The organism is Corynebacterium ulceribovis DSM 45146 (assembly GCF_000372445.1).
In the GTDB taxonomy this organism is placed as follows: domain Bacteria; phylum Actinomycetota; class Actinomycetes; order Mycobacteriales; family Mycobacteriaceae; genus Corynebacterium; species Corynebacterium ulceribovis.
In genome coordinates, this window is the sequence record NZ_AQUY01000004.1 from 148,716 (window position 1) to 173,826 (window position 25,111).

Annotated in this window: 23 protein-coding genes and 2 tRNA genes; 15 read left to right on the forward strand and 10 right to left on the reverse strand. The window is 59.4% G+C overall.

Going from position 1 to position 25,111, the window contains the following annotated elements; genetic code table 11:
- Window positions 1-24: 24 nt before the first annotated feature.
- The 5 genes from A3EC_RS0110510 to A3EC_RS0110545 form a co-directional block, all read right to left on the reverse strand.
- The gene (locus tag A3EC_RS0110510; RefSeq protein ID WP_018025149.1) at window positions 25-1,995 is read right to left on the reverse strand and encodes a galactan 5-O-arabinofuranosyltransferase; all 1,971 of its coding nucleotides are present in this window, start codon (window positions 1,993-1,995) and stop codon (window positions 25-27) included.
- Window positions 1,996-2,063: 68 nt separating this feature from the next.
- A complete protein-coding gene (dprE2, locus tag A3EC_RS0110515) occupies window positions 2,064-2,825 on the reverse strand; it encodes a decaprenylphospho-beta-D-erythro-pentofuranosid-2-ulose 2-reductase (protein ID WP_018025150.1) in 762 nt (253 codons plus the stop codon).
- 26 nt (window positions 2,826-2,851) lie between these two features.
- Entirely contained in the window at window positions 2,852-4,318 is a 1,467-nt protein-coding gene (gene dprE1 / locus A3EC_RS0110520; RefSeq protein WP_018025151.1) for a decaprenylphosphoryl-beta-D-ribose oxidase, read from the reverse strand.
- 111 nt (window positions 4,319-4,429) lie between these two features.
- Window positions 4,430-5,329, reverse strand: a complete 900-nt coding sequence (locus tag A3EC_RS0110525; protein WP_245532988.1) for an SDR family NAD(P)-dependent oxidoreductase — start codon at window positions 5,327-5,329, stop codon at window positions 4,430-4,432.
- Window positions 5,330-6,953: 1,624 nt separating this feature from the next.
- Window positions 6,954-7,184, reverse strand: a complete 231-nt coding sequence (locus A3EC_RS0110545) for a hypothetical protein (protein ID WP_018025156.1) — start codon at window positions 7,182-7,184, stop codon at window positions 6,954-6,956.
- 24 nt (window positions 7,185-7,208) lie between these two features.
- Between A3EC_RS0110545 and A3EC_RS0110550 the strand changes: the two genes are divergently transcribed.
- From A3EC_RS0110550 to A3EC_RS0110575, 5 genes are all read left to right on the forward strand, one after another.
- Window positions 7,209-7,739: a hypothetical protein gene (locus A3EC_RS0110550; RefSeq protein ID WP_018025157.1), complete on the forward strand. Its 531-nt coding sequence runs from the start codon at window positions 7,209-7,211 to the stop codon at window positions 7,737-7,739.
- A 3-nt stretch (window positions 7,740-7,742) separates the two neighbouring features.
- Window positions 7,743-8,378 (forward strand): DUF6218 family protein, encoded by a 636-nt coding sequence (locus tag A3EC_RS0110555; RefSeq protein ID WP_018025158.1) that lies wholly within the window; start codon window positions 7,743-7,745, stop codon window positions 8,376-8,378.
- A gap of 171 nt (window positions 8,379-8,549) precedes the next feature.
- A complete protein-coding gene (locus tag A3EC_RS12615) occupies window positions 8,550-9,737 on the forward strand; it encodes an IS1096 element passenger TnpR family protein (RefSeq protein ID WP_018025159.1) in 1,188 nt (395 codons plus the stop codon).
- Between the two features lie 13 nt (window positions 9,738-9,750).
- The gene (locus A3EC_RS0110570; RefSeq protein ID WP_018025160.1) at window positions 9,751-10,713 is read left to right on the forward strand and encodes a hypothetical protein; all 963 of its coding nucleotides are present in this window, start codon (window positions 9,751-9,753) and stop codon (window positions 10,711-10,713) included.
- 26 nt (window positions 10,714-10,739) lie between these two features.
- A complete protein-coding gene (locus A3EC_RS0110575; protein WP_018025161.1) occupies window positions 10,740-11,171 on the forward strand; it encodes a GtrA family protein in 432 nt (143 codons plus the stop codon).
- Between the two features lie 28 nt (window positions 11,172-11,199).
- Here A3EC_RS0110575 and glfT1 read toward each other — a convergent pair whose 3' ends face one another.
- From glfT1 to wzm, 3 genes are all read right to left on the reverse strand, one after another.
- Window positions 11,200-12,132 (reverse strand): galactofuranosyltransferase GlfT1, encoded by a 933-nt coding sequence (gene glfT1 / locus A3EC_RS0110580; RefSeq protein WP_018025162.1) that lies wholly within the window; start codon window positions 12,130-12,132, stop codon window positions 11,200-11,202.
- A gap of 94 nt (window positions 12,133-12,226) precedes the next feature.
- On the reverse strand, window positions 12,227-13,009 hold the full coding sequence (gene wzt, locus A3EC_RS0110585; protein ID WP_018025163.1) for a galactan export ABC transporter ATP-binding subunit Wzt/RfbE: 783 nt from the start codon (window positions 13,007-13,009) through the stop codon (window positions 12,227-12,229).
- 39 nt (window positions 13,010-13,048) lie between these two features.
- Window positions 13,049-13,912 carry a galactan export ABC transporter permease subunit Wzm/RfbD gene (wzm, locus tag A3EC_RS0110590; RefSeq protein ID WP_051061080.1) on the reverse strand — a complete coding sequence of 288 codons (864 nt, stop codon included), beginning with the start codon at window positions 13,910-13,912 and terminating at the stop codon, window positions 13,049-13,051.
- Between the two features lie 213 nt (window positions 13,913-14,125).
- Here wzm and A3EC_RS0110595 point away from each other — a divergent pair, with 213 nt between their 5' ends.
- On the forward strand, window positions 14,126-15,394 hold the full coding sequence (locus A3EC_RS0110595; RefSeq protein ID WP_083880035.1) for an aminotransferase class V-fold PLP-dependent enzyme: 1,269 nt from the start codon (window positions 14,126-14,128) through the stop codon (window positions 15,392-15,394).
- A gap of 28 nt (window positions 15,395-15,422) precedes the next feature.
- Here A3EC_RS0110595 and A3EC_RS0110600 read toward each other — a convergent pair whose 3' ends face one another.
- A complete protein-coding gene (locus tag A3EC_RS0110600; protein ID WP_018025166.1) occupies window positions 15,423-15,830 on the reverse strand; it encodes a phage holin family protein in 408 nt (135 codons plus the stop codon).
- 28 nt (window positions 15,831-15,858) lie between these two features.
- On the reverse strand, window positions 15,859-16,845 hold the full coding sequence (locus A3EC_RS0110605) for an NAD(P)H-quinone oxidoreductase (protein ID WP_018025167.1): 987 nt from the start codon (window positions 16,843-16,845) through the stop codon (window positions 15,859-15,861).
- A 94-nt stretch (window positions 16,846-16,939) separates the two neighbouring features.
- Here A3EC_RS0110605 and A3EC_RS0110610 point away from each other — a divergent pair.
- The 9 genes from A3EC_RS0110610 to putP all read left to right on the forward strand — a co-directional run bounded on the left by A3EC_RS0110610 (window position 16,940) and on the right by putP (window position 24,989).
- Window positions 16,940-17,024 (forward strand) — tRNA-Ser (locus A3EC_RS0110610).
- A 62-nt stretch (window positions 17,025-17,086) separates the two neighbouring features.
- A complete protein-coding gene (locus A3EC_RS12620; RefSeq protein WP_018025168.1) occupies window positions 17,087-17,479 on the forward strand; it encodes a hypothetical protein in 393 nt (130 codons plus the stop codon).
- Window positions 17,479-18,429, forward strand: coding sequence for a hypothetical protein (locus A3EC_RS12195; RefSeq protein WP_018025169.1), 951 nt, complete (start codon window positions 17,479-17,481; stop codon window positions 18,427-18,429). The genes A3EC_RS12620 and A3EC_RS12195 overlap by 1 nt, the downstream gene beginning before the upstream one ends.
- Window positions 18,430-18,494: 65 nt before the next feature.
- A complete protein-coding gene (locus A3EC_RS0110625; protein ID WP_018025170.1) occupies window positions 18,495-20,159 on the forward strand; it encodes an FAD-dependent oxidoreductase in 1,665 nt (554 codons plus the stop codon).
- A gap of 137 nt (window positions 20,160-20,296) precedes the next feature.
- A tRNA-Ser gene (locus tag A3EC_RS0110630) sits at window positions 20,297-20,385 on the forward strand.
- Window positions 20,386-20,521: 136 nt separating this feature from the next.
- Complete coding sequence (locus A3EC_RS12625; protein ID WP_083880030.1) at window positions 20,522-21,262, forward strand: 6-carboxyhexanoate--CoA ligase; 741 nt, start codon at window positions 20,522-20,524, stop codon at window positions 21,260-21,262.
- On the forward strand, window positions 21,259-22,482 hold the full coding sequence (locus tag A3EC_RS0110640; protein WP_018025172.1) for an aminotransferase class I/II-fold pyridoxal phosphate-dependent enzyme: 1,224 nt from the start codon (window positions 21,259-21,261) through the stop codon (window positions 22,480-22,482). The genes A3EC_RS12625 and A3EC_RS0110640 overlap by 4 nt, the downstream gene beginning before the upstream one ends.
- 64 nt (window positions 22,483-22,546) lie before the next feature.
- Window positions 22,547-23,089, forward strand: a complete 543-nt coding sequence (locus A3EC_RS0110645; protein WP_018025173.1) for a type 1 glutamine amidotransferase domain-containing protein — start codon at window positions 22,547-22,549, stop codon at window positions 23,087-23,089.
- Window positions 23,090-23,372: 283 nt separating this feature from the next.
- Entirely contained in the window at window positions 23,373-24,989 is a 1,617-nt protein-coding gene (putP, locus tag A3EC_RS0110650) for a sodium/proline symporter PutP (protein WP_018025174.1), read from the forward strand.
- Window positions 24,990-25,111 lie beyond the last annotated feature (122 nt).

Genomic DNA, 25,111 nt, shown 5'->3' on the forward strand with positions numbered 1-25,111 from the left:
ATCCAGACCCGGCAAGCCGCCCGGCTATTTGCGCACCAACACCACAAACGGCCCGACCTGCGTGGCATCCCAATGCCCCTCGAACAAGGTCTGCGGCAGCATCACGCGTTCAAAGCGCACATTTGGATAGTTCGGGTGAATGTCCACACCAAGGTCCAGCATCAGTGGCTGCTCCGGCTGGTCGGTTTGCCCGCGAACCACGAGCACGTCAGGTGCCCGCCACGGGGCAGCTTCCATTGCGTCAATAAGCTCGGTGGAGGTCTTCAGGTTTGCCCAGCTTCTAATCGCTAGGTTGCGGGCGTCGTATTCGCCGAGCGGGTTGGCATAATGGCTGGTGAACGCTTGGTAGGTGCGGTAGGGGTTGTATGCGACGAAGTTGTATTCGTCGGTAAGCACCACGGTGTCGGTCACTGGCAGGCCGGCCTCTGCAATGACCTTATTGATGTCGGCGTAGTACACCGCCGCATCGGCTGGCCACTTGTCGGCGCGCTCACCGTTGCCGTCAGAGTCGGTGTACGCCAACTCGATTGGCCCGGAAATCCGAGACGGAATGGATTGCACGTACCCCAGCCCCGCCAGGCAAAGTACCACCAAGAGCGCGGCATTAATGGGCTTAGTGACGCGACGGCGCACAATGTCCGGCCACAATTTTTGAAAATCAACGTAATGCAGCGCAGCGGCAGCGCCGACACCGGCGGTCGCCAACGTCATGGTGATTGGGGTCGACAGGCGGAAGCCAAGCAACGTGGAGCCACCGAGGGTGGAGATCATTGAAGCGATGACCCAGAAGTACTGCATCATCAGGGCGGTGGCGAGAGCGCGGATGTCCCAGTCGGTCATGCGAACCATCAGGTGAATCAACCCGAGCAGACACAGCATGCCGAGCACCGAGAAGGCGAACATTGGCAGCGGAACCTGGGAGCCGCCTTCGGGCAGGAAGTGGGTGGCGCCGCCTTCGTTGGAAGTTGGGGCACCAGAGAGGACTTTAAGAACAAAAGGCAACCACACCGTCAGTGCGATGAGGACTGCGCCGGTGCCGATGACCACAAGGCGGATGAGTGGTTTGAGGCTGTGGGTGGTCAGTGCCACCGCGGCGGCCGCCACGACCACCGTTAGCGCAGCAACTGCGGTGTAGAGCGTGTAGAAAGTGGCGGAAATGCCAAGGTACAGCGTGATACCCGCGATGGCGACGCGTCTGCCGGACAGTGCGCGGGCACCGATCAGTGCGGCTGCTGGCATGCCCATTGCCACAATTGCGGCGTACGGTTCCTCCGAGTTGGTGGTCAGCATGATGGCGGTGGTCGTCAAGCTGATGGCGGAGGCCAGTGGCAGCGAGCCGGTCAGGCGCTGCCAAATCGGGACTAGCAGGCTGGCGGCCATAGCGAGGCTGACAATTGCCCATGGTTGGAAGGCTTCCCAACCAGAAAGCCCGAGCAGGTTCGCAAACCGGCCGCCGGTGAAGAACCAGCCAAGCGGGTAGAAGGACGGCAGGTCGACATACGCTACGTCGGCTAGGGACAACTCCGAGGTCATCCGGCCGAGGATCTGCGTGCGGAAACCTTGGTCGACACTGATGCCGTCGAGATACAGGCGGGTGCCGGATAGTGGAATCCCCAACACGATGGTGACCATCGCGGCGGGCGCAAGGTAGAGCACCGCATAACTGAGCAGCTCCGCGAGCTTGGAGTGGCCGGGGCGGTTTTTCACCCAGTGGTACAGCACCACGGACACCGCTAGCACCAAAATGGACAGGCAGGCGGTGGTGACGGAGCGTGTGAGGTAGGAGGAGTTAAAGGACGGTAGGTTCGTTTTGCTCAGGACGAACCAGCCGATGAGCGCCAACAGGCCGCCGCCGACCGTGGCTAGGAGCACCGCAGTGAGGAACTGCGGGATGCTCAGCCGGTCGTGTTCCGAAATGGTGTATTCCGGGGTCACTTCCCGCGGCTTCGGGTTGATGCCGTCGGAAAGCTCAGCGCTGGCGGGGGAAGAATTCATGGCTCAATATTTGCACAATCCTTCCCGTCGAGCCGAAGCGGCTCAGCGCGGTCGCCCTGGGTAGCTGCTTAGAACGGCAGCTTCCGCATGATTGCTTGCGGCACATGGGACAGTACGCCAATGATTGGCTGGAATAGTGGGTGAACCCACACCACTGGCTTCCGGTCGTCGGATGCGCGAACGGCAGCCTCGGCCACATCTTCCGCGTTGACCGTCAGTGGTGCTTCCTCCAGACCTTCGGTCATGGTGGTGCGGACCTGACCTGGGCGAACCACGGTGACGGTCACACCAGTGCCGCGCAGCGCTTCGCCGAGCAGTCGGTAGAAGCTATCCATACCGGCCTTGGTGGAGCCGTACACAAAGTTGGCGCGGCGCACCACGGTGCCAGCGACCGACGACAGCGCGATGATGGTGCCATGGCCTTGGTCACGCATTTTGTTGCCCAGCAGCACACCCACCGACACTGGGCCAGTGAAGTTAGTCTGCGCATGTTCGACGGCAGCAGCCTGGTTTTGCCACAGTTCTTCCTGGTCACCGAGCTGACCGAAGGCGACAATTGCGACGTCAACATCCCCCTTGGCGAATGCTGCATCAATGACAGCTGGGTGGGATGTGTAGTCGGTGGCGTCGAAGTCCAGAACGTCCACTTCGGAAGCGCCGGCGGCGGTCATGGTGTCCTTCGCAGCGTCAATACGCGAAGAATTTGCCCGAGCGGCCAGGATTACGCGGAATGGTCCGCGCTCGAGGTACTTTTTGACGATTGCCAGACCAATATCGCTGGTGCCGCCAAGAAGCAGGACTGTCTGCGGCTTTCCTACAGCATTTTTCATGTTTCTCCTTTTAGCTAGCGCGCGGGCTAATTCAGTTCCAGGCGGCGGGACATATCGGATGCAAACACGCCGGTTGGGTCGATGGCGCGGCGGGTGTCTAGCCAGCCCTGCATTCCTGGGTACATCTTGTGGAAGTCCTCGGCGCTGGTGCGCGATTCCTTCGCCAAGTACAGGCGGCCACCGAATTCCATGACCCGGCGGTCGAGCTCGTCGAGGAAGCCGCCGAGGCCCTTCTTAATTGGGAAGTCGACACACACATTCCAGCCCGGCATTGGGTAGGACAGCGGTGCCTTATTGCCCTCGCCAAAGAGCTTGAACACGTTCAGTGCGGAGTAGTGGCCGGACTTTTGGATGTCGCGGATGATGTCCTTGAATGGGTCAACGGCCTCGCGTGGCACCACGAACTGGTACTGCAGGAAACCGCGGGAACCGTAGCCGCGGTTCCATTCGCCGATGAGGTCCAGCGGCTGGTAGAACTGCGTCAGGTTTTGCACCTGGTTGCGGTACTTGCCGGACTTAATCCACCACAGTTCACCAACGGCCATCATGGTCAGCTTGTTCATGGTGAAGTTCGGGAAGATATCCGGAACGGTCACCAGCTGTGGGGCGTTGAACTTCAGTGGGTCCTTCGCCAGTTTCGGCGACAGTTCGCGCAGCTGGTCGAGGGTGGCCAGGCTACCGCGGGAAATTGCGGCGCGGCCGAGCTTTGGTTCTGGGGAAATCGCGTCGAACCAGGCGGAGCTGTAGGTGTAGTTGTGTTCGGAACCGTCGGAGTGGAAGTCGATGGTTTCCTGCAGGTCACCGGTCAGGTCACCGTCGGCAATGAAGTAGGCCGTTTCGGTGCGGGTCATCTTAATGACGGCGCGGACAATGATGCCGGTCAGGCCCATACCGCCGATGGTGGCCCAGAACAGGGAACCATCTGGGTCGTCACTGGTGCCGTTTGGTTCCAAGTGCAGGATGCGGCCGTCGGCGACCAGCAGCTCCATGGACACCACATGGTCGCCGAAAGAGCCAGCGGAGTGGTGGTTTTTGCCGTGGATGTCTGGGCCGATGGCGCCGCCGATGGTGACTTGGCGGGTGCCGGGCAGCACTGGAACCCACAGGCCGTAGGGCAGGGCTGCTTTCATCAGCTGGTCCAGGGTCACGCCGCCATCGACGTCAACCAGTGCGGTGTCTGGGTCGATGGAGTGGATGCGGTTCAGTGGTTGCATGTCCACGACGAGGCCGCCGGAGTTTTGAGCTGGGTCACCGTAGGAGCGGCCCATGCCGCGTGCGATGATGCCGCGGCGCAGGTGAGCTGGCTTGTCGTCGTTTTGTTCGGCGACGAGTTTGACGGCGTTGGCAATGACTTCTACGTCAGAGGTGGACAGAACTTCTGCAGTTGTTGGGGCGGTTCGGCCCCAGCCGGTCAGGGTCTGCGCTTCTGTGTTCAAGGCCCCGTAGGCACCGGTCGAAGCGTCGGTGCTGGTCGTGCCCGTTGATTTGGTCATCGCTGTCGATCGTACTCGCGCCGGGCGGCAAAGTGCGGGTGGAGGGCGGGGCAGTGGGGTACCCGCATGTGCACCTTATATATAAGGATTAATTAAGAAACTGTGGCGTTTCTATTTTCCGAGCCCGTGGAACCGCCGGATGAGTGCCAACGTGGTTTGGGTCGGCAAAATGCGCGCCAGCGGCCCGATAATTGGTGCCATGGAACCGCGTGATGCCAGCGCTAGTGGCCGCTTCGCCTGGATTTCTCGGACGCACAGTTCTGCGATGACTTCGGGCGGTGGCCCTTTCGCCTCGTTCGCGTCGAGGTTTTCCAACATGGTGCGGGCGTATGCGTAGTGGGCGGAGCTTTCCGGCACGTAGATGGTGCGGCGTTGCGATAGTCCAGTTGCGATGGCCCCGGGTTCGACGACGGTGACCCCAATGCCAAATTTTGCGACTTCCCCACGCAGCGCCAGACCGTAGCCGCGGATGGCTGCCTTCGTGGAGACATAAGTGGCGCGGTAAGGCAGTGGAAGCCACCCCAGCATGGAGCCAATGAGGATGATGCGTCCGCGCTGGGCTTCCCTTAGTGCAGGTAGGAGCTTTTTGACGAGTAGGATTTGGCCTAACACGTTGACTTGAAACAGGCGGTTGAGGTCTTCGAGGGGGATGTCTTCGGCGCTGGTGACTTGGCTTTCGCCCGCATTGGCGACGATGGCGGCAAGTGGGCCGTGGGCTGCAAGAGCTTCCGGGGAGTGAAGCTTCGTGGCGAGCGCTTCGATGGAATCAGTGTCTTCCATATCGAGTGGCAGCATGGTGATGCCTTTGGGGTGTGGAGCATCCGCGCCGCGACGGCTGGTGCCGATGACCTGGTAGCCGGCGTCGCGGAGCTGTTCTGCGGCGGCCCAGCCAATTCCCGAGGAAGCGCCGGTGACAAGGACTCGTGGCCGAGGGGCAGGGCTGCCAGCGGCGTCCGGTGGTGTGACGACCGGCAAGGCAGGGCCGTGAAATAGGGGCAGGCGCATAGGCATGTCTGCATTGTGGCAATTTATTGGCGACGTAGTTGGGTTTTCGCGAAGAAAATACCTCCAACACTCAGATGTGTGATACATATCACTAGGATTACGTTTGCGTGAGCCGCGAACCGTCTTGAGCTGCATGTTTGCCAAGAGGGGGTGGAGGGTTTATGGCCGTTAATATTCTGAAAGTAGAAGCAGTGCTTGTGTTGTCCTATTTGGGGGTAAAGGGTATGGAGTTCATTTCTGTTTCTGCAGGTAGGACGTGCTTCAAATGGCGTCATTAAGGGTGAGAAATGTGTTGCATCGATAGATGTCGCGGTGGCGTTACCTTGGGATTTGGCAGTTGCGTCGCTTTGCAAAGCTTGGTTTTATCGGTGTCAAGCCCAGCGGGAAGCTTGCTGGGGAAGAAAATTACGAAAGGTAAATGCTATGCTGACTGGTATCGTTGAATTCATTGAAAGCCTGTGGGGCCTGCTGACCTCTGGCGTCGAAGGCGTCTGGGGTGCACTGGGTGACCTGCTCTCCTAAGGTAGTCTCCTAGGCTAAATAACTCAGCCCCAATAACCCTCGGGTTATTGGGGCTGAGTTATGTCAGATGCTGCTAAATTGGTCTGCTAGGCAGTAGCGCTTGTCGACTTGAGTACCGCAAATAGGGGCCCTAGCTGTACGCTAGGGCTTTTTTGTATTTGCATGTGTGACGATAACTTGATTCTATAGGTGTGAAGCCCAGTTGAACCTCGGCTGGGGGAGTCTATTTTTGAAAGGGATTATTATGATCTCCAACATCGTTGCATTCGTTGATGAAGTTTTCGGCCTGCTGTCCACCGGCGTTGACGAGCTGTGGGACGCACTGCAGGACCTGCTCTCCTAATTACGAGCTGGGTTAAGCCCTAATAGCCTGACGGCTATTAGGGCCTTTTCTTTGTGGAAAAGTTGTTTCCGAAGTCTATTTGGCGGCTAAGAATTAGCTCTTCAGTCATGACTGTGAGATTCTTCATAGAATAATTGCATCGAGTGCATTTACGTATAGTGACCTGCATGTTTTCGGGATGTTCGATTATTTTGGTCAGCAAGCTTTTCTAATTTCGTTTGTGGCGGCTGTGAGACTGTCTTGCTCGGCTAATATCGGGGCTTTTGGGACAAAGTTGCAGATAGAGGAGTTGTCTGTGGCTAGTGGTGCGGAAGTTAATCGAGTTGCATCGATAACAATTAAGCGTCTGTTACATCAAGATCCGGCGTTTGCTTCTCAACGTTGAGCTTGGTTGTATTTATTCAGAGCTCCACCGAAACCGGATGGGGTAACACCTTTCGAAAGGATTCAACATGCTTGAAAACATCACCGAATTCATCAAGTCCATTGCCGACGTTCTGTCCACCGGCGTCACCGGCCTGTGGGATGCTGTCAAGGGCCTGCTGTCCGGCGCTGCTTAAGTTGAGCGCTTAAAATCCCTAATAGCTACGGCTATTAGGGTTTTGCTATATCCAGTTGCTGCCAGAGTGGTCTGCTCACATGGCTAGCAATTGATGAGCTGTTGCGTACAAGCAACCGCATTTCTTGTCGAGGCAAGTACCGCAACCAAAAGCCCCAGCCATGTGCTGGGACTTTTGCTCTATGCAATGCTTAAACCTTAGTCGCCTAGTCCAGCCCGAGAATCTCCCGCAGCTCAGCTGGCAAATCTTCCTGAGCAGTAATCGTCGGCCCCTCGTACTCCTCTAAAATTCGATACACACGGCCCCGGTCTGCGGAATCGAGCAACGGCAACTCCTGGGCCACCATTCGAGTCAGCTCACCGCTGAGCGGCGTATTCGTCCGCTGTGCGGCAATATGCTGCGGCTCAGCCTGCTTCTTTTTGAAAAATCCAAACATGGAAATGACGTTACTATTAGGGCTATGAGAAACCCTGGTAACACCACTCCAGCAGCTAACCCGCCCGCGAAATCTGCACTGGCCCGCCACGCGACGTACCTGGCTACTTCCGTCATCAGTGGCCTGTACGAAGCAGTTCCTGACTACGTCCAGAACAAGACCGCCAAGCGCTTGACTCGGGTTGGCCTGCTGGCCGTATTCACCGCCGCCTACGCTGCCACCCAATTCAGTCCATTCGAAGATTCCGACGGGGATGGCGACAGCGACTTCAAAGAAGCGATCGACAGCGTTCTCGACACCTCTGCCGGCACCCTCGAAGCGGACCAGCTCTCCCCAGCCGCCACCCTCACCATCCTCGGTGGCTCCATCGCAGCTTTCACCACCGGCATGATGTGGCTGGAAGAAAAAGCCGAAACCGCCATTGCCAAGAAGCTACGCCGCCGAGGTGTCCACAAACCCCACACCCTCATGGCCTTTGGCTACGCCGCGGCCACCTACGGGCTGCTCGTCCTAGAAGAAAAGCTCGACGAGTACACCGCAACCACTGAAAGCTAGTCCGTGCCTGCACTCGAATTCGACACGCCACGCACCCTTGCTGTCATCGACGCCACCGACAGCGGCACCGGTGCCACCACATTCGCGGTCTGGCACATCGAGCTCACCACCGACATCACCACCGGACGGCTCTCCGGCGCCTGGTTGCTCACCATCGATGCTCCGCCGCTTGAAGCATCAGGGGCACAAGCTGGGGCCGATAACGTCACAAAGCTCAAGGACCTACTGACACTGACGCCAGTACATGCCACCGACGCCGCACACACCGCACTGGCTGACCTCACAGACACGCAACCAGATGCGCTGCCGGAGCTGGACTTCGTGGACCCAGTGGCTACCGTCGCGGCGCTGCGCACCTACATCGACGACATGACGGCGGCGGCGAAAAACTACAAGGAATCGGGCAACGCGATTTCGCTGCCACGATTCCCGAAAGTGCCAGACCTAACACCACTCGACGCCGCGTACCACGGTGAAGCGGCAGGTAAAACGGCACACGCGTGGGCGATGGCATGGCGCGAGCTCATCGGCACCTGGTTGGACATTGTGTCCGTGCGGCGCCGCCGGAAGTACCTGGCAGAGTTTGGCCCCGCCCGGCCCGATGAACCGGAATACTTCCCGCTGGTCACCGCGTCGTAACTGCACTGTGACCAACCTGGGTACCCCCGGCCACGGCGCTAACACGACACACCCGAACTGCCAACTCGTGCAACCGGCTTTAAACTTCAACACATGACAGAGAACGGGTCGGGGGCCAACCCCAATGGCTGGTCACCGGTAAGTGACAACCAGCCACAGCGCGCACTGCGAATGCACAGTGCCGCCGCGCCCGACGACGCCCAAAACGCCATCGTCCTGCACATCGCAGTCGACACCAGCACTCTTGGGCAGGACGTCACCGACAAAGTGTGGCGCCGACTGCGGGTACCCATCGGCATGACCATGACCCGGTTCGGCCGCATCGTGCAAACCGTCCTCTCCCTCGCCGACACCGCACCCCACGCCTTCCGGCAACCGTGCCACGACTGCGAACCCGCCGCCGACGCCACCGTCATGCCCGCTGGTTCCCTCGAGCGCCACCAAGCCTCCGGCACTCCCTCCGAACTGCTCACCGTCGGCGAACTCCTCGCCCAACCCGGCGACAGCCTCACCTTCCTGCACGACTTCGACGAACCACTGCGCGCCACCATCACCGTGCACGTAGCCAACGTCACCGCCGGCCAACCATCCACCCTGCTTATTGACGGAGCCGGCGACATCCCAGCCCACAAAGGCGGCATGCCCTTCGACATCGCCAGCGTCAACCGCGAACTCGACGCCGAACGCTGGGTCATGGAAACCCTGCAATCGACCAAACCAGGCCTGCAAGACCTCGTACTGCGCACCGGAATGTGGGAACTGGCACAGCTCATTTCCTTCGTCGAACCCGGCCGCAAAGCCCACGCCACCAAANAACAACGCGCCACCCTGGTCGAACCACTGCGCAGCGCCCTGGAACAAGCAGGCTCCGGCGTGCGCATCCCATCTGACGTCCAGGCCGCGCTGACCGCCATGGACCTGCTGGACGACACCGGCGCCTTCACCCCACTGGGCGCGCAACTGCACCGCAAACCTGGCCGCCTGCTGCGCCACATCGCCCGGAAACTGCCACTAGAGCGCTCCGGCCGAGCTAACGACGCCGCCTGGCTGAAACTCCTCAGCCTGATTGGGCTGCCCTATGGCCCTGCCCGCATCCTGTCGATGGAAGGCCTGGCGTGGGCCGGCTGGTCCAACGACACCGACACCGACCCAACCACCGACCCAGCGGCCGCGCGCGAACCGCTGCCGACGCCACTGACATCCACAGTGCTGCGGGAGCTTGGCATTGTGGGTGAAGATGGCCTGACTTTGGGTGGCCCATTGTCGCGGACTCGACGTGAATTTCTCCGCGAAGTACTCCGCATGCCGAAGAAAACGCAGGTCAACCCACTTGCGGGCGGCCTCGGCGCCGATAACTAGCTACGCTGGGGGCATGCCGCGAAATAACGTCATCGCCTTCCCCGGCGTGCGCGCGGACCTCGATCCGGCCACGCTCATCATCAGCGCTGCCATTCGAAACTCATCCGGAATCTACCGCCAAATTGGCATCAACAACCAACTCACCATCGCTGAACTCAGCCACGTCCTCCAAGTAGCCTTCGATACTCAACCCAGCACCCCCACCGCCGCAGACCTACCGCGCGCCGTGCTTGTTGACGATATGCAGGTCGACGATGATGCCCAGATCGGTGAAGTATTCCCCGACACGGACATGTCCGGTGTGTGGCACTGGGGGCGCCACCACGCTGAGCTCTTTGTTTCCGACAGCATCCCCCGTGACGGCGCAACCCCAGACGCACTCTGCGTCGGCGGCGCTGGCATGCTCACCGGCACCCTCTCAGGCACCCTGGACGACCTTGCCTACGCGGACCTCGACGCCGCACCGGATATCGCCGAAATCAACGCGAACCTGACCGGTGAACGCACCATCCGCTCCGTGCTGGACAGCACCAGGACGGAAGTGCGGGACGTGATTTCCCGCTCCGGCATTTTCGACTTCATCCCGCTGCTGCAGGCCCTTGACCTGCGCCGCGAATCAGATATCGCACCGGAATTGGCGCACGAATGCGCCGAACTGCCCCTAGAAGATGCCTCCGACCAGGCGGGCCGGGACGCCGCGTTCATCAATATGCTGTGTTTTGCCGCGCTGACGGATGAGAATCACCGCGCCGAAATCACCGAATACGCCATGGCTGCGCTCGGGTGGGTAGAAGACGATGGCTCCCCAATACGTCAACAAGCAATTGACGCGCTGTGCCCACACACCCTGCAGAAACTAATCGACCTGGGGTGCATCGGGCCGGAGCCCGCAGCGGCTGTCGACCGGGTAGCGATGCTGCGGGAAGTGTTCCGCAACCCGGAACTGGACTCGCCAAGCGCGGCAGCAACACGCTAAGCAGCCACACGGTAGCCTGACTGTTTGTGAATAACCCAGAGACCACCCAGCAGGGCGCTGGCCTGTCGCTGCAGGTGCAAGCCACCCGCTTTCTGATTACCGGCATCGGCGCCGCCGTCATCGACTTCGGCTCCACCCTGATTTTCCAAGCATTCGGGATTCAGCGCACCTGGGCCAAAGCCATGGGCTGGGTGCTCGGCACCATCGCCGCGTACCTGATGAACCGCCGCTGGACCTTTCAATCCGACGGATCCTGGAAGAAAGCCGCGGCCGTGGCGGTGCTCTACCTGACCACCTTCGCCGTGCAGGTTGGGCTATACAAATTCACCAACCAGCCGCTGATTGACCTCGGGCTCGACGGGGTATGGAAAGACACCGTGTCCTTCGTCATTGCGCAGGGCGTAGCGACGGTTGTGAACTTCATCGTGCAGCGCACCGTCATTTTCAAGGTGCGCTAAGGCTTTGGCCACGGCCTCGTTGCCACGCCTAATTCTGTGGCCGACGGAAATGCTCGCGGCGGCCCATCGTCTGCAGCCGCAACCAATTCTTGAACCCGGCAACATCGCGCTGCTGCACCAGGAAGAACCACGCAAACCGGGCGTACTCCTGCGGCAATAGCTTCCGCATCCCTGGCTGATTCATCAGGAAACCGCGGTTGCGGTAGGTGAAAAAGCGCTTGAACTCATTGTCTGGGTACTGCGTGTGCATTTTGCCGCCCAGAATCGGCCGGAACTCGTCGGCACCATCCGGGTGCAGGTATGCCGTGGTCAGGCAAGTGCCAAACGGCAAACCAGAACGGGATAGACGGCGGTGGAACTCCACTTCGTCGCCGCGGATGAACAGACGATAGTCCGGCACACCCAGCTGGTCGAGGGTGCTGGCGCGGAACAGGGCGCCGTTAAACAGGCTGGCGATGCCCGGCAGGAAAACCTCCGTGCCCTCTGGGGTCAGCTCCGCACGCATCCGACGCCACTGCAGGCCACGGCGCAACGGGAATGCCAGCCGCTCTGGCTCATTCAGGCTGACCACCACTGGGGAGACTTCCGCCAGGTTCTTCGCCTCGGCCATCGCATGCAAGGTGGCCAGCACCGTCTCATCTTCTGGGCGGCCATCGTCATCGGCGCACCACACCCACTCCGCGCCAAGGGCGAGGGCTTGCAGGAAACCGTAGGCGAAGCCGCCGGCCCCACCGAGGTTGCGTTTTGACGGCAGGTACACACCGCGGTCACCAGCGATGTCGCGAACTAGCTGCTCAACCTGCTTTTCCGCACCATTGTCGACCACAACGACCCAGTCGACGGGCAGCGTTTGGCGGCACACAATTTCCAGTGAATCGCGCAGTTGTTCAGCCCGCTGATGGGTAACAATCACCGCTGCGATTTTGTTGCTTTGTGACGGTGCGGAAGAACCTGAATTCATGCCAATAGTCTGGCACACCGCCGCCCGAAAACTCGGTTAGCGCGGCGGAGCAGCGAACGACTTGGTGTCTTATTTTTGGCGGTTGCGGGAGAAGCTAGTTCAGACCCGCCTGGATATTGCGGACATGCTGCGCGGCCTCTGGCCCTTCGTACTGGCCGACCACATCGGCCACGGAACCTGCAGCGCGGAGTTCACCGTGGTCAATCCACATGGCGGTGTCGCACAGCTGCGCCAAAAACTCGTTGGAGTGCGAAGCGAACACCAAGATGCCGGAGCGTTCCACCAGCTCTTTAAGACGTCCGCGGGCCTTGGCCATAAAGGCCGCGTCCACAGCGCCGATACCTTCGTCAAGAAGCAAAATCTCTGGCTCAATCGAGGTGACTACGCCTAGGGCCAGACGGATTCGCATACCGGTGGAGTAGGTGCGCAGCGGCATGTTCAGATACTCGCCGAGCTCAGAGAAGTCCGCAATGTCGTCGATTTTCGCCATCATCTGCTTGCGGGTCTGCCCAAGGAACAAGCCGCGAATGATGATGTTCTCGTAGCCAGAGATTTCTGGGTCCATGCCGACACCCAAATCGAAGACTGGGGCGACGCGGCCACGGATGCGGGCAGAGCCACGGGTTGGCTCATAAATGCCCGACAGCAGTCGCAGCAGTGTGGATTTACCGGCACCATTGTGGCCGACCAACCCGACGCGGTCGCCTTCCTGCAGATGCAGGTTGATGTTCTTCAGCGCTTCGACAACGACAAGGTTGTGTTCATTGCGGCCGATGGCACCGCCGGCAGCGCCGAGGAATGCCTTCTTCAGGGACCGGGTTTTTGCGTCGAAGACAGGGAAGTCGACGCATGCGTTGTAGGTGTCAATGCTGACCATGAAAGTGGAGTCCTCCTGAACCCGAAACTTGACCCGGAACTAAACCCAGTAGGCAACGCGGGAACGCCACTGCCGCATCGCAACCAAGGTAATGAGTACGCCGAAAGCGGTGCAGCCCAGCACAATCCACCAGTGGTAGGCGGCAGTTGAGTTACCCAGAAGCGGCGCGCGAATGATCTCCAAGTAGTGGTACAGCGGGTTGAGCTCCGCGATTTTGGCGCGCTGCGCAACTTCGCCGCCCTGGGCGTAGAGCGTTTCGGTGGTCCACACAATTGGGGTGACGTAAAACGCCAGCTGAATCAGCGACTCCAACAGCGGTGCAATATCGCGGTAGCGGGTCGCCACAATGCCGAAGAACATGGTGACCCACGCGCCGTTCAGCAGCAGCAACAACATTGCTGGGATGACCAGCAATAGTTCGATGCCGAATGGTCGTGGGAACACCAAAATCAGCACCAGCCAAATGACCATGTTGTGCGCTAAAAACAGCAGCTGGCGCCACACCAAGCGGTAGACGTGCACCGACAGGGCACTCGGTAGCTGTTTAATCAGGCCTTCGTTCTCAATGAAAATCTCCGAGCCGTCTTTGACACAGCCGGAAATGAAGCCCCAAATAATCAGGCCGACGGTCACATGCGGCAGGAAATCGCCCAGCGGAATCTGGAACAGTACCGAGTACAGCAGGCCCAAAGCGGCGGCCATCACGCCGGTAGCAACTGTGATCCAGAGGGGGCCTAGCGTGGAGCGGCGGTAGCGTTGTTTAATGTCTTGCAGACCCAACTCAATCCAGAGTTGGCGTTGTTGTACGCCGCGGACGAGGTCTCGCCAGGCCGCCCCGAAAGTTTTTGACTTTGATGGTGGGGCTTCTGCGGTGTCAACATCGCTGACCATGCGCGCGACCATTGCGGCGATTGCTTCCTGACCGCCACCAGCGGATGGGTGCCCAGTATCGGGCGCTTTTCCATTGCCGGTGTCGGAGGAAGAGTTGTCTTCTGAAACAGTCACGGCATTAAACCTACCTGGGACAGTGCACTGGTTGTATGAGGCGGGCATACTAGGGAGATAATGAGATAACCTTTCGGGTGAGTTTTAGAGAGTGGAAGAAGGGTATTTGTGGTGTTTGACGTTGCCGCTGTCCGCGGGCTTTATGTCTCGCTGGCTGACGGCTGGACGTACCTGAATGCGCAGGAACGTTCGCAGACCCCGGAACGGGTGTCCTCCGTTGTTTCGACTTCTGTGCGCACGTCACGCCGTACCTTAGCCCCGGAACCCGCGACCGGCCTGCACTCTCGGGCCCCTATTGCTGGGGACCATGCTGGCGCATCCATGGATGCCACGGCTCGGGCAGCGTTCGCGGATTTGGTTGGTGCCAGTGCCGAAGGTGTGGTGCTGGGCCATTCCCGTGAGCAGCTGATGGCTGATTTCGCTGATGCGATGCAGTTGCGGCTGGGGATGGGCACCGAAATGGTGCTCTCCCGCAGTGACGACGCTGAGGTGCAGGTGCCGCTGCGCCGCGCCGCCGACCTGTACGGTTCCCGGGTGCGGATGGCTGAAGCTGACCTGTCGACCGGCACGTTGCCGCATTGGCAGTACGAAGATTTGGTGAACGAGTCCACGCGCCTGGTGTCTATCCCAGCGGCGCATAGTTTGACTGGCGCGCTGACTGCGGTGCGTTCGGCTGCTGATGTGGTGCGCGCCCGTAGCCAGGCGTTGGTGCTGGTCGACGCGTCGGCGGTGGCGCCATACCGGTTGATTAGTTTGGCCGGGTTGGGCGCCGATGCGGTGTTAGTGGATGCTGCGGCGTGGGGCGGCCCGGATGTTGCGGCGCTGATTTTCCGTGACCCTGCGGTGTTCCGCCGGATGAAGTCCCGGGCGATTGCTCCGAATGTGGAAGGTGCGCGGAAGCTGGAGCTGGGCCGACTGTCGCCAACGTTGCTTGGTGCGGTTGCTACCAGCATCGACCATTTGGCGTTGCTGAACCCGGATGCTCGCGGTACGCGCCGTCGTCGTCTGGAACTGTCGATGCCTGCGGCAACCCGCTACCTCTCGCAGTTGGACCGCTACCTGATTGATGGGCTTCGCAGCCTCGGCGTGGTGTACCTGCTCGGCATTGACGGCGACGTTGAAGTTACCGGCACCGATCCGGCGAACTTGGAACGCATCCCACGCATCAGTTTCCTTGTCCGCGGCGTCCCAGCCGACCGCGTTGCAGAACGACTGCTGGACAATGGATTGGTTGCGACGGTCAGTGGTCCCGGCACAAACCCGCTTATTGACGCAATGGGGGCCGGGGATGTTGGCGGAGCCGTCACGGTGGGGCTATCTGTCTTTAACACCACCAATGACGTTGATCATTTGCTCCGCGCGGTAGCTTCGCTGGCTTAGGTTCACTGGCCCCGCCGCTGGGAGTGACTTACTCCTTGCTGCGTAGTGCGCCGGTCAGCGGACTGATCAGCCACTGCGCCAGCGACAACAGGATGGCGCCCCAAAGCGCTGCCCAGAAACCATTGACTTCTAGGCCAAGACCGAAAGCATTCGACACCGGTTCGGCCAGCCAGAACACAATGGCGTTAATCACCAGGGCGAATAGCCCCAAAGTGAGGAAAGTGATTGGGAAGCCGATCACCTTCAAAATCGGGTCGACCACTGCGTTCAAGAACCCAATGACCAAGGCGATGCCGAGGAACACCAGAATCTTTTCCTGGTTGCTAGCACCGTCCGGCGCACTGACTTGCACCCCAGAGAAAATCAGAGTGACCAGCCACAATGCCAATGCGGTGCCGGCAGTGCGGATGAAGAAATTCCAAAGAAAACGCAACACAATGCTCCTTAAGAGTTATGCCAACGGGTTAGGTCCGCGGAACTTGCAACACGATCTTGCCGGTGACACCGCCGGACGCCAGTAGCTTATGCGCATCTGATGCCTCTTGGATCGGCAGCACAGTGTGCAAATTCGGGTCGATCTTTCCGTCATTAAGCAATGGCCATACATTGGCCACCGTCTCCCGGCAGATTTCTGCCTTGTCGGGGACGCTGCGGTCGCGGAGTTTGGTGGTGCGGATGGAGGCGCGTTTGTCATGCAGCAGGCCCAGGTTGAGTTCGGCCTTGTTGCCGCCTTGTCGGCCAATGACGACGATGGTGCCGTCCTTCGCGAGGGCGCGGATATTACGGTCGAGGTATTTGGCGCCCATGATGTCCAAAATAATGTCGGCGCCGCCGTGCTCCTGCATGATGTCGACGAAATCGTCCTCACGGTAATTGATGAGGATATCCGCGCCGAGCTGCTTGCAGTACTCCAGCTTCTCTGCGGTGCCTGTGGTGACGGCAACTGTGGCGCCCTTGAGGTGCGCTACCTGGATGGCGAAACTGCCGATACCGCCGGAACCGCCATGAATGAGGACTGTGTCACCGGCGCTGAGCTGGGCGAGCATTCCGAGGTTCGACCACACGGTGCAGGCGACCTCGGGGACAGCAGCGGCTTTTTCTAGGTCGTAGCCCTCCGGCAGCGGCATGACCTGACCTGCAGGAACGGCAACGCGTTCGGCATAACCACCGCCCGCGAGCAGGGCACACACCTGGTCGCCGACCTGCCAATTGCTGCCCTCCGGCTGATCCGGGCCAACCTCCGAAATGACACCCGAGCAGTCCAATCCGATGATGTCGGTGGTGCCTGGCGGTGGCGGGTAGTAGCCCATCGCCTGCAGGAGGTCCGCGCGGTTGACGCTGGTGTAGTGGATATCGATGATCACTTCGCCAGGGCGGCAGATCGGATCGGAAGTTTCCTGCCAGTTCAGGGCAGTTTTATCAGAAATGTCTGTTTGGACGATTGCCTTCATGGCTTCCAGCGTAGGTGAGCGGACGGCGCGGTGGCGGGGAATTAGTCATGGCTGGGGTAGATCGTTTAGAATGAGCCGACGCATGAACGCGCAAGGAAGTGTGGCAGAGCGGCCGAATGCACTGGTCTTGAAAACCAGCGATGGGAAACTATCCGGGGGTTCAAATCCCTCCACTTCCGCAAATTAACCCCTGACCTGCAGTTATTGCTGCGGTTTGGGGTTTTTGTCGTATGGTTGTTGCATGACCGAAGCGGCGCAGAATGCGAGAACACTAGAAGAACTTGCGGACGAAACCGACGTCAAGAAGGACAGTGACGACGAGCGCACCGCCAAGCAACACCTCACCTACCTGCCGATGCTGCTGGGGTTTTTAGTGCTGCCATATTTCGTCGGCGTGTTGGGCGGTGGCGGCGCGGCCCCAATGATGGTGGTGCTGTTGCCGGTGATGGCCCTGGTCTGTGGGCTTATTGACGGATATGTGTTCCGGCAAACCTGGATGTATCCGATTCTGCTGGGTGTGACCTTCTGGCTGTCGGTGAAAATGTATTACAACGACGCGGCCTGGATTTATCTGCTTGGTCTGGTGCCGCTGTGCGCAATCGGTGGTTGGCTCGGCGCGAAGGCGGCGAGCTGATGGAGGTTTGGCAGCTGGACCATCCGAAGCTGGGCTTGATTGAGGTAGAGCGCGGCTTTGACTGGGAGTTTCTGGAAAAATACCCGGACTGGCCGGGCGAACCGAAGCTTGATGACGATGGCGAAGTGATTCGCGCGGAAGCTCCGTCGCTAAGCGCGGGCATGCGGGAACGGGCCAAAGCGCGGCTGCAGGACCCACCGTCGCGAATGCAGATCAAAGCTGGTGGGGAAGTCTATTTCCGTGGGGACCGAGTGCTGGATGGCAAGGTTCCGCTGCGGAAGCAGAAAACGCTGAGCAAGCTGCATGATGGCTCTGGGACTGTCGACCGGGAAAAGCCGCACCTGCGGTTGTATAAGAACACTTTCGGCGACATCACCAATATCAATTTCCGCCAAGGATCAACGGTGGTTGAGTTCATCCCGCCGAAAGGTAGCCGCGGTGAAAAGCGCAATCAGGCGATGAAGTCCAGTGCGGTGAAGCGGGTGCTGTTCCCGCTGATGGCGGGGATGGGTAAAGGTGGCTGGGCTCTGGCGGTGATTGTGCTTGGCCCGCTTATAGGTCGGTTCATTGAGTGGCTGCTCAGTTTCCTGCCGGAATGGGGAATCAACTGGCCACAGAGGCCCGCATGGCCGCAAATGGAGTTGCCGACACCGACCTTGCCGCAGATGACGCTGCCTGTGCCAGAGATTTCTTGGCCGTCGTGGAGTCTGCCAGAGATACCAGCGTGGTTGGACTTCCTCATCACCTATTCCAAGGTCTGGGTGCCGGTGGTCATTGGCCTAGCTATCGGTATCAGCATGCTGCGGAATAAGCGTCGCTCGGATGCGGAGCGCCACAAGTGGGCAGCTCAGAAGGGTATCCACTCGGACAGTGCCACACAGCGGGATACCGGCCAGGGTATACCCCCGAATTTGGTTGAAACGAGTGACTCAGGCCATCCGGCGCAATAAAACCCGGTAGCTCCAGCGCTAACTAGGGCAGAATTGTAAGCGACCAACTCGAATGGAGATTGTCTATGCGCATTGTTGTTGTCGGTGGTGTTGCAGGTGGCATGAGCTGCGCAGCTCGTGCCCGCCGCCTTGATGAATCAGCGGAAATCATTGTCCTAGAACGTGGCGAACACGTATCTTTCGCCAACTGTGGCTTGCCGTACTACGTCGGCGGTGAAATCACCGACAAAGCTGAGCTATTAGTGCAAACCCCAGAGAACCTCAAAGCGTCGCTGAACCTCGATGTTCGCCCATTCCATGACGTCACCGGCGTTGACGCTGAAGCCAAGGAAGTCACCGTCCAAACCCCAGACGGTGAGCAGAAAATCAGCTACGACAAGCTGGTGCTGTCCCCGGGCGCGAAAGCCTTCGAGCCGCCAATTGAAGGCCTAGATTCCCCTCGCGTGCGTACTCTGCGCACCGTCGACGATGCCATTGCGCTGCGCGACCAAGTGGAATCCGGTGCGCGCCGGGCCGTGGTCCTTGGCGCCGGTTTCATCGGCATTGAAGCTGCTGAAGCTTTCGCCATGGAAGGCCTGGACACCACCATCGTGGAAATGGCGCCGCATGTTGTGCCGCCACTAGATGACGAACTCGCTGCGTTCATCACTGCAGAAACTGAGCGTCTCGGCATTAAGCTACACACCGGTGTGGCCGCCGAAAAGATTAAGGTCGGTGCCGAGGAAGACACTGTGGTGCTGGCCGACGGCACTGAAGTAGCAGCCGACGTTATTGTCATGGCAATTGGTGTGCGCCCAGACACTGCAGTGTTTGAAGCAGCTGGCGTGAAAACCGAACGCGGTGCCATCGTCGTTGACCAGCATGGCCGCACCAACCTGGAGGATATCTTTGCTGTTGGTGACGCGACCCAAAGCACTGACGCAGTCACCGGCGCTCGTCGCCCAGTGGCGCTAGCTGGCCCGGCGAACCGTGCTGGCCGTCAAGTTGCGGACTTTATCGTTCGCGGGGAAGCAGCGCATCAGATTCCGCAGCCGCTGGCCACAGCAATTGTTCGCGTCGGCAAGCTCACTGCGGCAATGACCGGCGCAAACCGTCGTTCCCTGGACGCGGCGGGCATTGACTACTTCACCCTGCACCTGCACCCACTGCAGCATGCTGGCTACTTCCCAGGTGCGGAAGGTATGCACCTGGCCGTGCATGTCGATGCGCAGACCGGCAAGTTGCTCGGCGCGCAGGGTGTGGGGCCCGATGGCGTTGATAAGCGTATTGACGTTTTGGCTACCGCGATGCGCTTTGGTGCCACTGCACCAGAGCTTATTGACCTGGATCTGGCTTACTCTCCGCCATATGGGTCGGCGAAGGATCCGGTGAACTTTGTCGGTATGTACGGCTCGAATGTGCTGGACGGTACCGTGAAGATTTGGGACGCGCGGGACCTGGATACGGCGCGGGCAGAGGCGCTGATGTTGGACGTGCGAACCGAGGAGGAAGTAGCAGAAACCGGGCTTCCGGGCGCGCTGAATATTCCACACACTGAGCTGCGAGACCGCATTGACGAAGTGCGGGAAGCTGCTGCTGGTCGTCCAATTCGCGTGTTCTGTGCCGCGGGTATCCGCTCGGCGATTGCACACCGCGTTCTGGACCAGGCTGGCTTTGATTCGTCCTCCCTATCTGGTGGTATGACGACGCTGCAAGCGCTGCGGCCAGATGCTGTAGTTGTTGCTGGTTAACGGTTGCTGCTGGTTAACCATGTGTGCTGAGGTGCCCTGCCGGTTTCGGGCGGGGCATTTTGGTGGCTAGGGCAGTGGTTGTGTAGACTTTCCTGGCAGGTTCCTAACCTGTACTAACTGCATAATTGAATGCAATTGGAGACGTGCCAGAGTGGCCGAATGGGGCTCCCTGCTAAGGAGTTGCCTGCTTTGCGGCGGGCCGGAGGTTCGAATCCTCTCGTCTCCGCGTCGAGCGCCTGTGTGTTGAGTGAAAACTCTTCGCGCAGGCGCTTTTTCGTGTTTCGTGGCGGTGTGTAGGTGGGGGTATGTCAAAATTGTACAGTGTTCAACTTTCCACTTGAACAGTGTTAAAGTTTTGCTTCATGAGTAGTTTTAGCGTCAAAATGAGGGCCAGTGCGGGCAGCCGCCACATTTCCGGCGCCGAAAGAATCGTGGCAGCTCACGACATCGCCAGCATCGTCCAGGCCATGACCACCCGCGCCCTCGGCCACCCCAACGGCCGCCCCGACGCCGTCAACATTTCCCTGACAGCGCTCGCCGACACCGACATCACCCGCGTGCCCTGCCTACCGCTGCACCGCACCGGCAACGCCACCCCAGCCACCGCCGATGACTTCATCCGCCGCCTCCTTACCGACCTCGGCGTCCGCGCCAACCACGAGGTCATCCTGGAAAAGTTGCGGACAGTCACGGGGTTGCGCGGGGCAATGCTTATTGACGCAATGACCGGCGAGCACCTGGAACCAGACCTCGAACGCGGCGTCCGCGTCAGCACCATGGACCATGCCATCCCACAGCTCAGCCCCGAAAAGCAGCACCGCGCCGAAGCGATGGCTTTGGCCTCCAAGGTGGCGGCGCACCCACATATCCTTGCTGAACTGTGCATTAGCGACGACATTGACTTCACCATCGGCTACGCCGCTGACGCCACACACTTCTACAGCCTGCCGAATATCAAACAGGCCGGAGAAGCGATCGGCACCCGCGTTTTCATCTATAACGGTCCGCGCGACGAGGCAACAGTCGCCGACACTATTGACTGGCTGGAAAACGCGCCCGTCGTCGTCGAAGGGTTTGACCAGCTGGAAGCACGCATCCCATGAGTGTTGGGCCCACTGCACCCAGCGCTGACCTCACCGCGCTTGCGGAAGCGAGCAACGCCCGCTGGCGCGAAGCTGGGTTAGAGCGCAACGCCGCGACCTTCGCCGCCGCACAGACCGCGCACACGACGCTGTCTTCTACCGATGCGCCAAGCCGCGAAATCGAGCTGTTCTCCTCCTCGAACTACCTCGGTCTCGCCGAACATCCACAGGTCACAGCGGCTGCCATCGACGCCATCAACAGCTACGGCGTTGGATCCGGCGGTTCCCGGCTCACCACTGGCACCACCTGCCAACACACAGCACTAGAACACGACCTTGCCAGCATCTTCGGTGCCCCCGCCGCCGTATTCTTCACCACCGGCTATCAGGCAAACCTGGCCACCATCACCGTGCTCGCCGAACTCGCTGCCAGCACAAACGAGCCCGTCACGATTTTCTCGGACGCGCTGAACCACGCCAGCATCATCGATGGCTGCCGGATGGCCAGCCGCACCGTGGCGTCAATAAGCACAAAAATTTTCCCGCACCGCAACTACGACGTCTTGGCGGAGCAGCTTGCAAGCCGTGGCCTAGGGCGCGCGCTGATTATTTCCGACGGCGTGTTTTCTATGGACGGGGACGTCGCTGACCTGCCGAAACTACAGGAACTAGCGCGGGTGCATCGCGCTTGGTTGATGATTGACGACGCGCACGGCGTCGGTACCCTCGGGGAAACTGGTCGCGGCATTGCGGAACATTTCGGCACTGACCTACCGGACATTTTGGTGGGGACCGCATCCAAAGCCCTCGGCGTGGAGGGCGGTTTTGTGCTTGCCAGCGCGCCGGTTGCGCACCTGCTTCGCAACCGGGCCCGCAGCTATATTTTCTCCACCGCCGCACCCGCCGCCGTCCCCGCCGCAGTTCGTGCGGCACTGCGGTTAGTACCAAGCCACGTCGGCAGGTTGCAGCACAATGCACTTCGGTTGCGGCAGTTGCTTTATGACGTTGGCGTGCTGCCTTCGGCAGCCGGGGATGGGCCAATCATCGTGGTGCCAATCGGCGATGAAACTGTCGCCATGACGGTGGCGGAGCAGCTGCGGGCCGCGGGGTTTTTCATTCCGGCAATTCGCTATCCGACGGTGCGACGGGGTGAAGCGATTCTGCGGATAACTGTGATGGCAAGCCATAGTGAGCAGCAACTCAGTGCGCTAGCGGCCGAATTGGGGCGGCTGCTGCGGTAGTACATGTGGTGCTGGCGAGATTGCTGGGGATGGGTATCGTCGGGATCAGAGAGGAGCAGTAAACATGACTGTAAAGAAAACACTGATCATCTCCACCAACTACGGCACCGAGGCCGATGAGCTGACTAAGCCCATCGAAGCGATGCAGGCAGCCGGATTCGAAACCACCGTCGCCACCCCAAATGGCGGCACGATCCAAACCCTGAAGTCCGACAAGGAACTAGGCCCAGAAGTAGCCGCCGATGCGAAGCTGGCCGACGTCGACCCAACCGAATTTGCCGCAGTGGTCATCCCAGGCGGCACGCTCAACGCGGATACGTTGCGCATGGATAAGGATGCGCAGCGAGTTGTCAAGGGCATTGCGGATGCTGGCAAAACTGTTGCCGCCATCTGCCACGGACCATGGCTACTGATTAATTCCGGTTTGGCAAAGGGAAAAATGCTCACGTCCTATCCATCGCTGGAACTGGACTTGACCAACGCTGGCGCCGACTGGGCAGATGAAGAAGTCCGCATCTGTCAGCATGGCGGCTACACCCTGATTACTTCCCGAAACCCAGGCGATCTACCGGCCTTTAATAAGGCCATTACGGACGAGCTGGCGTAAATTTTCGCTTATGCGCAGCAGCAATGTGCCTAGCGGAACTTTCGGAAGAAAGTGACCTAAACGATGCAGCTGGAAATATTGTGACCTAATTGTCACATTTCCGGCAAAACCCCACGAAATCGCGCTTGTTAGATTTCCGTGGGGTTTCAAATTTTCCGTTTTCCAGCGCTTATTCTTTGCAATTCTTATCCTGTGTAGACACCCTATTTATGGAAAATTAACCGAATAAGGGTGCCCGCGCGCTGGACCGCGTGCGGTTTTGCTGCCCGAGGAAAGGACAAGGATGACGGAAAGTAACTGGTTCATCCTCGCCATCATTATTTACATGTTGGCGATGCTCGCAATTGGCTATTGGAGCTATCGCCAGACCGACGAGTATGACGAATACATGCTCGCTGGCCGTAAGCTCGGACCATTCACCGCCGCCCTGTCGGCCGGTGCATCAGATATGTCCGGCTGGCTGCTCATGGGTCTTCCTGGTGCCCTGTTTGTTACCGGCATGTCGGAACTGTGGATCGCCATCGGTCTGCTGATCGGTTGCTGGGCATCGTGGAAGCTGGTTGCTCCGCGACTGCGCTCCTACACCGAGATTGCAGACAACTCGATTACGCTGCCATCCTTCTTTGAAAACCGCCTAGACGACAAAACGCACGTTCTGCGTGTCGCATCGGCGGTCATTATTTTGGTGTTCTTCACCTTCTACATTTCCTCCGGCATGGTGTCCGGTGGCCGCTACTTCGAATCGACCTTCGGTGGCGACTACCTGACCGGCATGATGCTGGTGGCATTCGTTACCGTGGCCTACACCTTCATCGGTGGCTTTATGGCTGTGGCATACACCGACGTGGTGCAAGGCACCATCATGTTCTTGGCGCTGCTGATCGTTCCAGTGGTTGCCTACTTCACCCTGTCGGACACCGCATCGCTTACTGACTGGGCCACCACCCAGGCTTACGGCCCTTGGGACAACGGCAACCCGGACTACTTCAACATGATTTCCGGTGTGTCCATCGCCGCGATTATCGGTAACTTGGCGTGGGGCTTGGGCTACTTTGGCCAGCCACACATCGTGGTGCGCTACATGGCGCTGACCAACACCCACGAGGCAAAGAACGGCCGTCGCATCGGTATCTTCTGGATGTTCCTGTGCATCGTCGGTGCCACCGCCGTGGCCATCGTCGGTACCGCGTTCTTCGGTGCCGACCCAACGATTCACGTCACTGACCAGGAAAACTTCGAAACCATCTTCCTGGACATGGGCCGGATTCTGTTCCACCCACTGGTCGCTGGTCTGATCCTGACTGCGGTGCTGGCAGCAATTATGTCGACCCTGTCGTCCCAGCTGCTGGTGGTCTCCTCCGCACTGATTGAGGACCTGTTCAAGCTGTTCAAGAAGGAACTGCCTTCGAACCAGACCATGATTAACCTGTCGCGTACCGCTGTGGTTGCTGTGTCGCTTGTCGCTGCGGCAATGGCGATTAACCCATCCGACTCGATTCTGGGTCTAGTGGCGTTCGCGTGGGCCGGTTTCGGTTCGGCCTTCGGTCCATTGATGCTGGCCAGCCTGTACTGGCGCCGCCTGAACATGCCTGGCGCAATTTCCGGCATGGTTGTTGGTGCAGTCGTGTCCTTCGGCTGGGGTATGACCCCGGCGCTGGCCGACCAAATGTACGAGATGGTCCCTGGCTTCATTGCGGCAAGCCTGGCGCTGTACGTGGTGTCCATAATGACTCAGCCACCAGCCGACTACGTGGTGGAAGAGTTCGACACTGCCACCCAGCTGCACGAAGTTGCTGCCGATAACCCTGAGATGGATATGGAAGAGGCTGCGGAAATTGTGCTGGAAGAGGAAAACTCCACCGGCACTAACGTGACCACTTCGGAAAATCCATGGAAATAGTCGGTTACTAACCGCGCTATAGCTTCACTATAAAACCGCTGGAAACCTAGAGTGACCAGCGGTTTTGGTGAAGTGGCAATACTCGGGTAAAGTCTAATCCCGTTGCACGGGGCAAGCCCCGA

What these genes read in the sequence shown, in the direction of transcription:
- A3EC_RS0110510 (WP_018025149.1), bottom strand. Translation starts at nt 1,995, where the DNA reads ATGAATTCTTCCCCCGCCAGCGCTGAGCTTTCCGACGGCATCAACCCG.
- dprE2 (WP_018025150.1), bottom strand. Translation starts at nt 2,825, where the DNA reads ATGAAAAATGCTGTAGGAAAGCCGCAGACAGTCCTGCTTCTTGGCGGC.
- dprE1 (WP_018025151.1), bottom strand. Translation starts at nt 4,318, where the DNA reads ATGACCAAATCAACGGGCACGACCAGCACCGACGCTTCGACCGGTGCC.
- A3EC_RS0110525 (WP_245532988.1), bottom strand. Translation starts at nt 5,329, where the DNA reads ATGCCTATGCGCCTGCCCCTATTTCACGGCCCTGCCTTGCCGGTCGTC.
- A3EC_RS0110545 (WP_018025156.1), bottom strand. Translation starts at nt 7,184, where the DNA reads ATGTTTGGATTTTTCAAAAAGAAGCAGGCTGAGCCGCAGCATATTGCC.
- A3EC_RS0110550 (WP_018025157.1), top strand. Translation starts at nt 7,209, where the DNA reads ATGAGAAACCCTGGTAACACCACTCCAGCAGCTAACCCGCCCGCGAAA.
- A3EC_RS0110570 (WP_018025160.1), top strand. Translation starts at nt 9,751, where the DNA reads ATGCCGCGAAATAACGTCATCGCCTTCCCCGGCGTGCGCGCGGACCTC.
- glfT1 (WP_018025162.1), bottom strand. Translation starts at nt 12,132, where the DNA reads ATGAATTCAGGTTCTTCCGCACCGTCACAAAGCAACAAAATCGCAGCG.
- wzt (WP_018025163.1), bottom strand. Translation starts at nt 13,009, where the DNA reads ATGGTCAGCATTGACACCTACAACGCATGCGTCGACTTCCCTGTCTTC.
- wzm (WP_051061080.1), bottom strand. Translation starts at nt 13,912, where the DNA reads ATGGTCGCGCGCATGGTCAGCGATGTTGACACCGCAGAAGCCCCACCA.
- A3EC_RS0110605 (WP_018025167.1), bottom strand. Translation starts at nt 16,845, where the DNA reads ATGAAGGCAATCGTCCAAACAGACATTTCTGATAAAACTGCCCTGAAC.
- A3EC_RS12620 (WP_018025168.1), top strand. Translation starts at nt 17,087, where the DNA reads ATGACCGAAGCGGCGCAGAATGCGAGAACACTAGAAGAACTTGCGGAC.
- A3EC_RS12195 (WP_018025169.1), top strand. Translation starts at nt 17,479, where the DNA reads ATGGAGGTTTGGCAGCTGGACCATCCGAAGCTGGGCTTGATTGAGGTA.
- A3EC_RS0110625 (WP_018025170.1), top strand. Translation starts at nt 18,495, where the DNA reads ATGCGCATTGTTGTTGTCGGTGGTGTTGCAGGTGGCATGAGCTGCGCA.
- A3EC_RS12625 (WP_083880030.1), top strand. Translation starts at nt 20,522, where the DNA reads ATGAGTAGTTTTAGCGTCAAAATGAGGGCCAGTGCGGGCAGCCGCCAC.
- A3EC_RS0110640 (WP_018025172.1), top strand. Translation starts at nt 21,259, where the DNA reads ATGAGTGTTGGGCCCACTGCACCCAGCGCTGACCTCACCGCGCTTGCG.
- A3EC_RS0110645 (WP_018025173.1), top strand. Translation starts at nt 22,547, where the DNA reads ATGACTGTAAAGAAAACACTGATCATCTCCACCAACTACGGCACCGAG.
- putP (WP_018025174.1), top strand. Translation starts at nt 23,373, where the DNA reads ATGACGGAAAGTAACTGGTTCATCCTCGCCATCATTATTTACATGTTG.